Origin of the sequence: Sulfitobacter sp. SBS6 (genome assembly GCF_048285585.1) — a bacterium.
GTDB lineage: Bacteria > Pseudomonadota > Alphaproteobacteria > Rhodobacterales > Rhodobacteraceae > Sulfitobacter > Sulfitobacter pontiacus.
Genome location: NZ_JBLWBA010000006.1, coordinates 82,794 through 95,503, shown reverse-complemented (window position 1 = coordinate 95,503; position 12,710 = coordinate 82,794). Strand labels below are relative to the sequence as shown.

Annotated in this window: 14 protein-coding genes; all 14 read left to right on the top strand. The window is 58.9% G+C overall.

The window, feature by feature from the left end; translation table 11 throughout:
• The first annotated feature begins 3 nt into the window (after nt 1-3).
• The 14 genes from ACNQ62_RS09375 (at nt 4) to ACNQ62_RS09310 (ending at nt 12,703) form a co-directional block, all read left to right on the top strand.
• Nucleotides 4-411, top strand: coding sequence for an MAPEG family protein (locus ACNQ62_RS09375; RefSeq protein ID WP_037944459.1), 408 nt, complete (start codon nt 4-6; stop codon nt 409-411).
• A gap of 92 nt (nt 412-503) precedes the next feature.
• Nucleotides 504-830 (top strand): hypothetical protein, encoded by a 327-nt coding sequence (locus ACNQ62_RS09370; RefSeq protein ID WP_184581851.1) that lies wholly within the window; start codon nt 504-506, stop codon nt 828-830.
• A 117-nt stretch (nt 831-947) separates the two neighbouring features.
• Nucleotides 948-1,349, top strand: coding sequence for a DUF5333 domain-containing protein (locus tag ACNQ62_RS09365; RefSeq protein ID WP_005853978.1), 402 nt, complete (start codon nt 948-950; stop codon nt 1,347-1,349).
• 4 nt (nt 1,350-1,353) lie between these two features.
• Nucleotides 1,354-3,369 (top strand): NADH-quinone oxidoreductase subunit NuoG, encoded by a 2,016-nt coding sequence (nuoG, locus tag ACNQ62_RS09360; protein ID WP_418094754.1) that lies wholly within the window; start codon nt 1,354-1,356, stop codon nt 3,367-3,369.
• 11 nt (nt 3,370-3,380) lie between these two features.
• Nucleotides 3,381-3,749: a hypothetical protein gene (locus tag ACNQ62_RS09355; protein WP_418094753.1), complete on the top strand. Its 369-nt coding sequence runs from the start codon at nt 3,381-3,383 to the stop codon at nt 3,747-3,749.
• A gap of 6 nt (nt 3,750-3,755) precedes the next feature.
• Nucleotides 3,756-4,796 (top strand): NADH-quinone oxidoreductase subunit NuoH, encoded by a 1,041-nt coding sequence (gene nuoH / locus ACNQ62_RS09350; protein ID WP_418094752.1) that lies wholly within the window; start codon nt 3,756-3,758, stop codon nt 4,794-4,796.
• Between the two features lies 1 nt (nt 4,797).
• A complete protein-coding gene (nuoI, locus tag ACNQ62_RS09345; RefSeq protein WP_005853971.1) occupies nt 4,798-5,292 on the top strand; it encodes an NADH-quinone oxidoreductase subunit NuoI in 495 nt (164 codons plus the stop codon).
• Nucleotides 5,289-5,690, top strand: coding sequence for a carboxymuconolactone decarboxylase family protein (locus ACNQ62_RS09340; protein WP_005853969.1), 402 nt, complete (start codon nt 5,289-5,291; stop codon nt 5,688-5,690). The genes nuoI and ACNQ62_RS09340 overlap by 4 nt, the downstream gene beginning before the upstream one ends.
• Complete coding sequence (locus ACNQ62_RS09335; protein WP_005853967.1) at nt 5,687-6,289, top strand: NADH-quinone oxidoreductase subunit J; 603 nt, start codon at nt 5,687-5,689, stop codon at nt 6,287-6,289. Before ACNQ62_RS09340 ends, ACNQ62_RS09335 begins: the two co-directional genes overlap by 4 nt.
• A gap of 180 nt (nt 6,290-6,469) precedes the next feature.
• Entirely contained in the window at nt 6,470-6,775 is a 306-nt protein-coding gene (gene nuoK, locus ACNQ62_RS09330) for an NADH-quinone oxidoreductase subunit NuoK (protein ID WP_005853964.1), read from the top strand.
• Between the two features lie 4 nt (nt 6,776-6,779).
• Nucleotides 6,780-8,891, top strand: coding sequence for an NADH-quinone oxidoreductase subunit L (gene nuoL / locus ACNQ62_RS09325; RefSeq protein WP_418094751.1), 2,112 nt, complete (start codon nt 6,780-6,782; stop codon nt 8,889-8,891).
• Nucleotides 8,891-10,447, top strand: a complete 1,557-nt coding sequence (locus tag ACNQ62_RS09320; protein WP_418094750.1) for an NADH-quinone oxidoreductase subunit M — start codon at nt 8,891-8,893, stop codon at nt 10,445-10,447. The genes nuoL and ACNQ62_RS09320 overlap by 1 nt, the downstream gene beginning before the upstream one ends.
• Nucleotides 10,448-10,458: 11 nt before the next feature.
• Nucleotides 10,459-11,904: an NADH-quinone oxidoreductase subunit NuoN gene (nuoN, locus tag ACNQ62_RS09315; RefSeq protein ID WP_005853955.1), complete on the top strand. Its 1,446-nt coding sequence runs from the start codon at nt 10,459-10,461 to the stop codon at nt 11,902-11,904.
• A 7-nt stretch (nt 11,905-11,911) separates the two neighbouring features.
• Nucleotides 11,912-12,703, top strand: coding sequence for a biotin--[acetyl-CoA-carboxylase] ligase (locus ACNQ62_RS09310; protein WP_081781252.1), 792 nt, complete (start codon nt 11,912-11,914; stop codon nt 12,701-12,703).
• Nucleotides 12,704-12,710: the final 7 nt, after the last annotated feature.

The window sequence follows — 12,710 nt, the reverse complement described above, 5'->3', positions numbered from 1 at the left end:
TTGATGGAAAGCTTTGCCGCCTATAGCCACGCGCTGACTGCTTTGGCTTTTTGGGCCATTCTGATCAGTGTCCTTGGCGCGCTCTCTACCATGGGGCGCACGCCAGAGGGGCGCTGCGATTGCGGCAAGCCCAAGCGGAACTACGACGATGTGGTCTATCGCCGCGAACGCGCGTTCATGAACGCGATAGAGGCGTCGGGCCCGTTTCTGGCATCGACGCTTGCGGCGGTGCTGCTTGGCGCGCCTGTGTTCTGGGTGAACCTCTTTGCGGCGCTATTCGTGGTGGTGCGGGTCGCGATGGCCGTAGTGCATATCGGGACAACCAACCAGCCGATGCGGTCGCTGTTCTTTATGCTGGGGCTGGTCTGTATTCTGGCCTTGGCGGTCCTGGCGATTTTCGCAGCCTTCTGAGGCACGACTGAAGAACGATAGCTTTCACCCGTTGATCGGGCAGGGGGCTGCACAAAAAGACGGATCCGGCCACACCGGCAGAGTGAGGGAAGATGAAGCAGATTGTTCTATTTTGTATAACGGCCGCGGTATTGGCCGGCTGTACCGCCCGCGAAGACCGTCTGGCCTTTGATGGTAAATATTTCCGCACCAAGCTAAGCAAAGTCGACGGGCAACGCGATGTCTTTACCCTGCGGGTGCGCAATGCGTCACAGTCGATCAACGGTGCCCGCGAAGCGGCGCGCTATGAAGCGACGGTTTATTGTGTGACCAACTATGGCAGTTCGGATATCAAATGGGACGTGGGGCCGGACACCCCGCCCGAGAATTTGCGCCTTGTGGACGACGCTTTGACGTTTCAGGGGGCTTGCCCTTCCTGACCGTTTGCGCGACATACCGCTGGCAAATGGCTGATCCGGAGATGTTATTGAATAACATCGGGGTCAGTTCCCATGTGTAGCAAGGGGGAGTCCGCCCCGCTACATGAGGAGAGTAAGATGCGTAACGTATTGATCGCCGTAACAACCGTGGCCCTGATGGCCAGCCCTGTCGCCGCAAAGCCGCCGCTGCGTGATGTACCGGCTGTTGATGATGCGCTGCTTGATCTTGGACTGGCCGACCGGATTCGCAAAGAATGCCCCGATATCTCGGCCCGTATGATCCGCGCACTCAGCTATTTGAACAATGTGCACAATACGGCGAAATCTTTGGGCTATACGTCGGACGAAATTGACGCCTACCGTAAAAGCGATGCTGAAAAGGCGCGCATGAAGGCCCGTGGGGCCGCATATTTAAAGGCGAAGGGGGTCGATACTTCGGACCCGCAAAGCTATTGTGCGTTAGGGCGTGCAGAAATCCAAAAATCGAGCCGGATCGGTTCGTTACTGAGAGCGAAATAAGCATATGAGCGATACCCGCAAGATCATCATTGACGGCAAGGAAGTCGAAGTCGAAGGGGCGATGACGCTCATTCAGGCGTGCGAGGAAGCAGGGGTGGAAATTCCGCGTTTCTGTTACCATGAACGTCTGTCGATTGCCGGTAACTGCCGGATGTGTCTTGTGGAGGTCGTGGGCGGCCCACCCAAGCCTGCGGCGTCCTGCGCCATGCAGGTGCGCGACTTGCGTCCTGGTCCAGAGGGCCAGCCGCCTGTCGTCAAAACGAATTCGCCCATGGTTAAAAAGGCCCGCGAGGGGGTCATGGAATTCCTGCTGATCAACCACCCGCTGGATTGCCCGATCTGCGATCAGGGCGGCGAGTGTGATCTTCAGGATCAGGCGATGGCTTACGGCGTCGACTTCAGCCGCTACCGCGAGCCGAAGCGCGCGACCGAAGATCTGGATCTGGGTCCATTGGTCGAAACCCATATGACGCGCTGCATTTCCTGCACCCGTTGTGTGCGCTTCACCACCGAGGTCGCGGGCATTCACCAGATGGGCCAGACCGGCCGCGGTGAAGACGCCGAGATTACAGCCTATCTGGGGCAGACGCTCGATTCGAACCTGCAGGGCAATATCATTGATCTGTGCCCCGTGGGGGCGCTGGTCTCGAAACCCTATGCTTTCACCGCACGGCCGTGGGAACTGTCAAAGACCGAATCGATCGACGTGATGGATGCGCTTGGGTCGAACATCCGTGTGGATACCAAAGGCCGCGAAGTCATGCGCTTCTTGCCGCGCAACCATGATGGCGTGAACGAGGAATGGATTTCCGATAAAACCCGTTTCGTCTGGGACGGTCTGCGCCGCCAGCGTCTGGACACGCCCTATATTCGTGAAAACGGTAAATTGCGCAAAGCTGACTGGCCCGAAGCATTGGCCGCTGCCGCTGCTGCGATGAAGGGTAAGAAAGTCGCCGGTCTGATCGGTGACCTTGCCTCGGTCGAGGCGACATATGCATTGAAACAGCTGATCGAGGGGCAGGGCGGTGTTGTCGAATGCCGGACCGATGGCGCGAAGCTGCCTGCGGGCAACCGGTCGGGCTATGTCGGGACCGCCACGGTCGAAGATCTGGATCAAGCGCAAGCCGTGATGCTGATCGGCGCGAACCCCGCAGTGGAAGCACCGGTGCTGAACGCCCGTATCCGCAAGGCGTGGACCCGCGGCGCGGATGTGGCGCTGATGGGCCCAGCGGTCGATCTGACCTACGATTACGATCATCTGGGCGACAGCCCGTCGCTGCTGAATGACCTGCTGAAAAAGGACCACGCCGACATCGCCGAGAAATCCTCGGTCATCGTTGTGGGCATGGGGGCCTTGGCGCGCGAAGACGGGGCAGAGGTTCTGGCCGCTGCCATGGCGCTGGCCGAGGCGACGCAATCCGGCTTTATGGTCTTGCACACTGCCGCATCCCGTGTGGGTGCGATGGACGTCGGTGCCGTTGCCGAAAATGGCATCAACGATGTGCTGGCCGCCGATGTGATCTATAACCTTGGCGCCGATGAGGGCGACATTCCTGCCGGCCCCTTCGTGATCTATCAAGGCTCGCACGGGGATCGCGGCGCGCACCGTGCCGATATCATCCTGCCCGGTGCCGCCTATACGGAAGAGGGCGGTTTGTTCGTCAATACCGAAGGCCGTCCGCAGCTTGCCGCGCGCGCCAGCTTTGCCCCCGGTCAGGCCAAGGAAAACTGGGCCATCCTGCGCGCGCTGAGTGCCGAGCTGGACGCCAAGCTGCCGTTCGATTCGCTTGCAGCATTGCGCAAGGCGCTGGTCGCTGATGTCCCGCATCTGGGGAATATTGATCAGGTCGCTGAAAACGCATGGCAGCCTGTGGCCACAGGCGATCTGGGCGAAAGCCCGTTGCGCTTTGCGATTGCCGATTTCTACCTGTCCAACCCCATCGCCCGCGCCAGCCAGTTGATGGCAGAGCTTTCGGCCAACGCCAAAGCCCGACGCGAAAAACCACTGGCGGCGGAGTGAGGATTTTGGGGATGATGTTGCCTTTGGTTCTGGGTGCCTGCGAGACGCAAGCGCCCATGGCCGAAGATTTCATTCCCGAGTATCGCGGTGTTGAAACCAAACTGCTGGACGGGGACCTTGTCCAGTTCGACGTGGCGATGACCAAAGCGCAGTCATCCAAGAATGTAGCGGAATACGCGGAATGTGCCGCGGCGCGCTATACTTTGATCCGGGGCTTTGGTTTTGCCCGCCACGTGCGTACAAATGTTGAGATCGAGGGTGGTGTCTGGCACGCAGATGCTGTTTACACCATCTCGCCGAGCCTGCCTGCGGGCTTGAAGACAATAGATGCTGAAGTGACCGTGCAGAACTGCATGGAAAAAGGCATACCGACGGTGTGAGGACCTATGGCTGACTTCTTTTTCAACACCACGCTGGGGACGATCCTGCTGATTATTGGCCAGATTTTCCTTGTTGTGATTCCCCTGCTTCTTGCCCTTGCGTTCCTGATGTACGCCGACCGGAAAATCTGGGCGTCGGTACAGCTGCGCCGCGGCCCGAACGTTGTAGGCATCTATGGTCTGCTGCAATCCTTTGCGGATTTCGCGAAATACATCGTTAAAGAGGTGGTCGTGCCCGCCGGTGCGGACCGCGCCGTTTTCTTTATGGCCCCTATGGTCACATTGGTTATGGCGCTGGTTGCCTGGGCGGTGATCCCGTTCAACGACGGTTGGGTTCTGTCGAACATCAACGTTGCGATCCTTTATGTCTTCGCGATCTCGTCGCTTGAAGTCTATGGCGTGATCATGGGCGGGTGGGCGTCAAACTCCAAATACCCGTTTCTGGGCTCGCTGCGCTCTGCCGCGCAGATGATCTCTTACGAGGTGTCGATCGGTCTGATCATTATCGGCGTCGTCATCAGCTCTGGCTCGTTGAACTTCGGGGACATCGTGCTGTCGCAAAGCGGCGACTACGGTCTGCTGAGCTGGTACTGGCTACCGCACTTCCCGATGCTGATCCTGTTCTTTATCTCGGCGCTGGCCGAAACCAACCGCCCGCCGTTTGACCTTCCCGAAGCGGAATCGGAACTGGTTGCCGGGTATCAGGTCGAATATTCCTCCACGCCCTTCTTGCTGTTCATGATCGGTGAACTGGTCGCCGTGGTGCTGATGTGCGCGCTGATCTCGCTGATGTTCTTTGGCGGTTGGCTGTCGCCGATCCCGGGCCTGCCAGACGGCATCTTCTGGATGGTCGCCAAAATGGGGCTGGTGTTCTTCTTCTTCTCGTTGGTCAAGGCGATCACCCCGCGGTACCGCTATGACCAGTTGATGCGTCTGGGATGGAAAGTGTTCCTGCCATTCAGCCTGTTCTGGGTTGTCTTCGTATCCTTCGCCGCGAAATTCGATTGGTTCTGGGGTATCTATGCCCGTTGGACAGTAGGGGGCTGATATGGCTAACACCGACTATACCCGTCACGCGAAATACTTCCTGCTGCAGGATTTCTATCAAGGCTTGAAGCTGGGCATTAAGTATATGTTCAAGCCCAAGGCGACGATCAACTACCCGCATGAAAAGGGCCCGCTGAGCCCTCGGTTCCGTGGGGAGCACGCCCTGCGCCGCTATCCCAACGGGGAAGAGCGTTGCATCGCGTGCAAACTGTGCGAAGCGGTGTGCCCGGCGCAGGCGATCACCATCGATGCGGAACCGCGCGATGATGGCAGCCGCCGCACCACGCGCTATGACATCGACATGACCAAATGCATCTACTGCGGTTTCTGTCAGGAAGCCTGCCCGGTTGACGCGATTGTCGAGGGGCCGAACTTTGAATTCTCGACCGAGACCCGCGAAGAGCTGTTCTATGACAAGGCCAAGCTGCTGGACAACGGCGAACGCTGGGAAGCTGAAATCGCGCGCAACCTTGAACTGGACGCGCCGTACCGATGACCGACAGCCAGAACCCTTTTGAAGAGATGATGCGTCAGATGCAGGATATGGCCAAAGCCTTTCCTGCAATGGATGCGTTTTCCCCCAAAGGGTTCGAGGCGATGATGGGCAAGATGCCCAAAGACATGATGGAAACGTTTTTTGGCAATACGATGAACCCCAACGGGTTGGATGCCAAAACACGGATGTTGCTGACGATTTCGGGGCTGACCATGCAGGGTGCCCAGAATGACGTGGCGCTGCGTCAGGCCGTGATCCACGCGGTAGAGGCAGGGGCCCACAAGCAGCAAGTGATAGAGACGATCGGGCAGATGGCGGTTTTCGCCGGCATCCCCGCCATGACCCGCGCAATGGAAATCGCGCAGGGTGTTTTGGATGACAAGGAAGGTGACGCATGAGCGTTTTCGCATTTTACCTCTTCGCGATCAGCGTGATCGCTGGCGGGCTGTTCACTGTGATCAGCCGCAACCCCGTGCATTCGGTGCTGTGGTTGATCCTGTCCTTCCTCAGCGCGGCAGGGCTTTTCGTGCTGCTCAACGCCGAATTCGTCGCGATGCTGCTGATCATTGTCTATGTCGGCGCGGTCGCGGTTCTGTTCCTGTTCGTTGTCATGATGCTTGATGTCGATTTCGCCGAGCTCAAGGCCGAAATGGCGCGCTATATGCCGCTGGCCCTGCTGATCGGTCTGGTGATCCTGATGCAATTCGTGATGGCGTTCGGCGCATGGGATGCGAACTCTGCCGCCGAAGGGCTGCGCACGCAGGTGATCACCGACGAGGTGCACAACACCGCCGCATTGGGCCTGATCCTTTATGATCAATACTTCCTGCTGTTCCAGCTGTCGGGTCTGATCCTGCTGGTCGCGATGATCGGGGCGATTGTGCTGACGCTGCGCCACCGTGCGGATGTGAAACGCCAGAACGTGGTCGATCAGATGATGCGCGATCCGAAGCTGGCGATGAAGCTGAATGATGTGAAACCCGGGCAGGGCCTTTAGGCGGCCTACCCAAACAAGGATGTGATCCATGTCACGTAATACAATTGTGGTGCTTGTCGTGGTTTTGATCGTGGTCGTGGGCGGCTACAGCATTTTCTAGATGCGACGGGATCGGGATGGAAACATCTCGCGACAAGAACTAAAGAACGCCTGAAACGGGCAAAAGAACCGAGGGACGACATGATCGGAATTGAACATTACCTGACAGTAGCGGCGACGCTGTTTGTCATTGGCATTTTCGGGCTATTCCTGAACCGCAAGAACATCATCATCATGTTGATGTCGATCGAGCTTATGCTCTTGGCGGTGAACATCAACTTTGTCGCCTTCTCCTATTATCTGGGTGATTTGGTGGGGCAGGTGTTCACGCTGTTCGTCCTGACCGTCGCTGCGGCAGAGGCCGCAATCGGGCTGGCCATTCTGGTCTGCTTCTTCCGCAATCGGGGTACGATCGCGGTTGAAGATGTCAACGTGATGAAGGGCTAAGATCATGGAAACGATCATTCTTTTCGCACCACTTGTCGGTGCATTGATCTGTGGTTTCGGCTGGAAGCTGATCGGGGAGAAGACCGGCCAATATGTGGCAACGGCTCTGCTGTTCCTCGCGGCGCTGCTCAGCTGGATCGTCTTCCTTTCGTTTGACGGTGAAACACAGCACATCCAGATCCTGCGCTGGATCGAAAGCGGCAGCCTGTCGACCGATTGGGCGATCCGCCTCGACCGTCTGACCGCGATCATGCTGATCGTGATCACCACGGTCTCCAGCCTCGTGCACCTGTATTCCTTCGGCTACATGGCCCATGACGAGAATTTCTCGGACGCGGAGCCCTATCGCGCCCGTTTCTTCGCCTATCTGTCGTTCTTCACCTTCGCGATGCTGATGCTGGTGACATCTGACAACCTTGTTCAGATGTTCTTTGGCTGGGAAGGCGTGGGCGTCGCATCCTATCTGCTGATCGGCTTCTACTATAAGAAGCCCTCGGCGAATGCGGCGGCGATCAAGGCGTTTGTGGTCAACCGTGTCGGTGACTTCGGCTTTTCCCTTGGTATCTTTGGCCTGTTCTATCTGACCGACTCGATCAAGTTCGACGATGTCTTCGCCGCAACCCCCGAGCTGGCGGAAACAACCGTTGGTTTCCTTTGGGCCGACTGGAACGCCGCGAACCTGATCGCGATCCTGCTGTTCATCGGTGCGATGGGTAAATCGGCGCAGCTCTTCCTGCACACATGGTTGCCCGACGCGATGGAAGGCCCGACGCCTGTGTCGGCGCTGATCCACGCCGCGACGATGGTGACGGCAGGTGTTTTCCTTGTCTGCCGCATGTCCCCGTTGATGGAGGTCGCCCCCGAGGCAATGACATTCGTGACCTTCCTTGGGGCCACCACCGCCTTTGTCGCCGCGACCATCGGTCTGGTGCAGAACGACATCAAACGCGTCATCGCCTATTCGACCATGTCGCAGCTTGGGTATATGTTCGTGGCCGCTGGCGTTGGCATGTATTCCGCCGCGATGTTCCACCTGTTCACCCACGCGTTCTTTAAGGCGATGTTGTTCTTGGGGGCGGGGTCGGTGATCCACGCCATGCACCACGAGCAGGACATGCGTAACTATGGCGCGCTGCGCAAGAAAATCCCCTATACGTTCTGGGCGATGATGATCGGTACGCTGGCCATTACCGGTGTCGGTATTCCGTTGACGCATTTTGGCTTCGCGGGCTTCCTGTCCAAGGATGCGATCATCGAAAGCGCCTGGGGTGGCGGGTCCATGTATGGCTTCTGGATGCTGGTGATCGCGGCCGCGATGACAAGCTTCTACAGCTGGCGCCTGATGTTCCTGACCTTCTTTGGCAAGGCGCGCGGCGACAAGCATACCCATGACCACGCACATGAAAGCCCGATGGTGATGCTGGTGCCGCTTGGCGTGCTGAGCCTTGGCGCGATCTTTGCGGGTATGATCTGGTACAACAGCTTCTTCGGCCATGCCGAGGATGTGGGCGAGTTCTATGGCATCCCCATGGCCGAGATGGCCGCCGGTGGTGAAACCCATGTTGAAGGGGCGGAAGACAGCCACGCCGACGCAGGTGACCACGCTGAAGACGGCCAAGGTGCCGATGCCGGTCACCACGGTCCCGCCTTCGCCGGTGCCCCTGGCGAGGGGGCATTGTATATCGCACCCGACAACCACGTTCTGGACGACGCCCACGCCGCACCGGCATGGGTCAAGGTCAGCCCGTTTATCGCGATGGTCTTTGGCCTTGTGATGGCCTTGTGGTTCTACATCTGGAACCCGACCCTGCCGTCGCGTCTGGCGGCGAACCAACGGCCGCTTTATCTGTTCTTGCTGAACAAATGGTATTTCGACGAGCTGTATAACGTGATCTTCGTCAAACCCGCGATGGCCATCGGTCGCTTCTTCTGGAAGCGCGGGGACGGCAATGTGATCGACGGCACGCTGAACGGTGTCGCTATGGGGATCATCCCGTTCCTCACCCGACTGGCAGGGCGCGCGCAGTCCGGCTATATCTTTACCTACGCCTTTGCCATGGTGATCGGCATCGCGGTCCTTGTGACCTGGATGACGATGAGCGGGGGGGCACACTAATGGATCATCACTTGCTTTCCATCATTACCTTCATGCCCAGCTTTGCGGCGCTTATTCTGGCTGTGTTCCTGCGGGGCGATGACGCCGCAGCGGGGCGCAATGCAAAGTGGCTCGCTCTGATCACGACGACGGTCACCTTCCTGATCTCGCTGTTCATCCTGTTCGACTTCGACCCGTCCAACACCGGGTTCCAGTTCGTCGACGAGGCGCAGTGGCTGATGGGGCTGAAATATCGCCTCGGCGTTGACGGGATTTCGATCCTCTTCGTGATGTTGACCACCTTTATGATGCCACTGGTCATTTCCGCCAGCTGGAACGTAGAGACGCGGGTCAAGGAATATATGATCGCCTTCCTGCTGCTGGAAACGCTGATGCTGGGCGTGTTCATGGCGCTGGATCTAGTGCTCTTCTACCTCTTCTTCGAAGCAGGTCTGATCCCGATGTTCCTGATCATCGGCATTTGGGGCGGGGCGAACCGCATTTACGCTTCGTTCAAGTTCTTCCTCTACACCTTCCTCGGGTCCGTCCTGATGCTGGTGGCGATGGTGATGATGTACGCGGATGCCGGCACAACCTGTATTGGCGGATGCGAGGTCAGCTTGCTGACCCATACCTTTGCCTCCGACAGCTTCTCGATTGCGGGGATCACCGTGGTCGGCGGTTTGCAGACCATGATGTTCCTGGCGTTCTTTGCCAGCTTCGCGGTGAAAATGCCGATGTGGCCGGTGCACACATGGTTGCCTGACGCACACGTTCAGGCGCCGACAGCCGGTTCCGTGGTGCTGGCGGCGATCCTGCTGAAAATGGGCGGCTACGGCTTCTTGCGCTTCTCGGTGCCAATGTTCCCTGTGGGGGCAGATGTGATGGCCCCGCTGGTGCTGTGGATGTCGGCGATCGCGATTGTCTATACCTCGCTGGTGGCGCTGGTGCAGGAAGACATGAAAAAGCTCATCGCCTATTCCTCGGTCGCGCATATGGGTTTCGTGACCATGGGTATCTTTACCTTTAACCAACAGGGCCTGGATGGCGCGATCTTCCAGATGATCAGCCACGGCTTCATCTCGGCTGCGTTGTTCCTGTGTGTGGGCGTGATCTATGACCGGATGCACACCCGCGAGATTGACGCCTATGGTGGTCTGGTGAACCGGATGCCTGCCTATGCGCTGGTGTTCATGTTCTTCACCATGGCCAACGTCGGTCTGCCGGGGACATCGGGCTTTGTCGGGGAATTCCTGACGCTGATGGGGACGTTCCAGGTGAACACTTGGGTTGCAGCGGTAGCTACCTCCGGGGTGATCTTCTCGGCGGCCTATGCGCTGTGGCTCTATCGCCGCGTGGTGATGGGCGATCTGATCAAGGAAAGCCTGCGCACCATCACGGACATGTCGCGCCGCGAACGCTGGATCTTTGCCCCGCTGGTGGCGATGACGTTGCTGTTGGGTGTCTACCCGGCGCTGGTGCTCGACATGATCGGGCCGTCGGTTGCCGCCCTTGTTGATAGCTATGATACGGCCCTGGAGGCGGCAGGTGCCGCTGTCCAGACGGCCTCAGAATAAAGGACCGCGCGATGATTTCCGCTGATCTGAATGTCATCCTGCCCGAAATCCTGCTGGCGCTTTTCGCGATCCTGGCACTGCTTGGGGCGGTTTACACCAACAAGGACGCCGCCGCGGGGGTGATCGTCTGGGCCACGGCAATCGTGATGACGCTGCTGGCGATCTGGATCGGTATGACCAGCGGTGGCACCACGCGCATCGCCTTTAACGGTCTGTTCGTCGAAGACAGCTTTGCCCGTTTTGCCAAAGTCACCATGCTGCTCAGCGCGGCGGCGGTGCTGGCGATGTCCGAAGCCTATATGAAAAAGCGCGGGCTGCTGCGGTTTGAATATCCAGTGCTGATCGCGCTGAGCGTTGTCGGCATGATGATGATGGTCAGCGCAGGCGACCTGATGACCCTTTACATGGGCCTCGAGCTGCAATCGCTGGCACTTTATGTCGTCGCGTCTTTGCGTCGTGACAGCGTGAAATCGACCGAAGCGGGTCTGAAGTATTTCGTTCTGGGTGCTTTGTCCTCGGGTTTGCTGCTGTACGGTGTGTCGCTGGTCTATGGCTACGCCGGCACCACGCAATTCGCGGGCGTCATGAGCCTTGCGAGCGCAGGGCAGACATCGATTGGCCTGTTGTTCGGGATCGTCTTTGTCGTCTCCGGTCTGGCGTTCAAGGTGTCGGCCGTGCCGTTCCACATGTGGACGCCCGATGTCTACGAGGGCGCACCGACTCCGGTTACAGCTTTCTTCGCCACAGCCCCCAAGGTTGCCGCGATGGCGCTCTTTGCCCGTGTGCTGCATGACGCCTTTGGCAATGCTGTCGCCGACTGGAGCCAGATCGTCGCGCTGCTGTCGGTCCTGTCCATGTTCCTTGGTGCCGTCGCCGCGATTGGTCAGACCAACATCAAACGCCTGATGGCCTATTCCTCGATCGCCCACATGGGCTATGCGCTGATCGGCCTTGCCGCCGGGACCGAGCTGGGTGTCAAATCCATGCTGGTCTATCTGGCGATCTACGTGACCATGAACATCGGCACCTTCGCCTTCATCCTCGGGATGGAGAAAGACGGCCAGCCGGTCACCGATATCTCGGCGTTGAACATGTATTCCAAACGCGCGCCGGGTAAGGCACTGGCGATGCTGGTGCTGCTGTTCTCGCTTGCTGGTGTGCCGCCAATGCTGGGCTTCTTCGCCAAGCTGGGTGTCTGGCAGGCGGGTGTGGATGCGGGGCTGGTCTGGCTGGTTGTCGCCAGTGCCGTCGCCTCGGCCATCGGTGCCTATTATTACCTGCGTATCGTTTTCCTGATGTATTTCGGTGCCGAAGGCGATGACCGCCTGGACGAAGGCAAAAGCAGCCTGCTGTCGGGGTTCGTTGTTGCCTCTGCCGTGATCATGGTCGTGGGTATCCTGAACATGTTTGGCGTCGAAACTGCTGCGATCTCTGCAGCGGCGACGCTGATCAACTGATCTGCCGGTGACATCGGTGAACAATGGCGCTTCCACCGCGGGAGCAACGGGGGCCAAGGCGCAAAACGCGTCTTGGCCCGATGGCTATGGGCGGCAGGTTTTCGATAGCGTCGATTCCACGCTGAGCGAGGCGGCACGCCAAGCGAGCGAGCTGACGGGGTCCACATGGATCCTCGCGCAGGAGCAGACCGCCGCACGCGGTCGGCGCGGGCGGTCCTGGGCCACGCCACGGGGCAATTTTGCCGCAACGCTGATGATGCGCCGGTCCGAAAGCCCCTCGACCGCGGCGCTGCGCAGCTTTGTCGCCTCGCTTGCCCTGCGCCGTGCCTTTGTCGCCACCACGCGGGACGAGGGGGCCTTTACCCTGAAGTGGCCGAACGACGTGCTGCTGAACGGCGGTAAGGTCGCGGGCATCCTGCTGGAAAGCATCGGTGATTTTCTGGCCATCGGGATCGGGGTGAACCTTGCCCATGCGCCCGGTGCCGATCAGGTCGAGGCAGGGGCCCTGCGCCCCGTTTCCGTCGTGGCAGAGACCGGCAAGGTCGTCCCGCCCGAGGTGTTTTTGGATGCGCTGGCGGCGGAATACGCGCAGCTGGAAACCCAGTTCCAGACCTATGGTTTTGCCCCCATCCGTACCGCGTGGTTGTCCCATGCCGCGCGTTTGGGCGAAGAGATCGTCGCGCGCACCATGAAGGACGAAACCCGTGGTGTGTTCGAAGACGTGGACGCGCAAGGCAACCTGATCCTGCGCACCCCTAAAGGCCGTGTGCCCATCACTGCGGCGGATGTATTTTTCTAAGCACGAG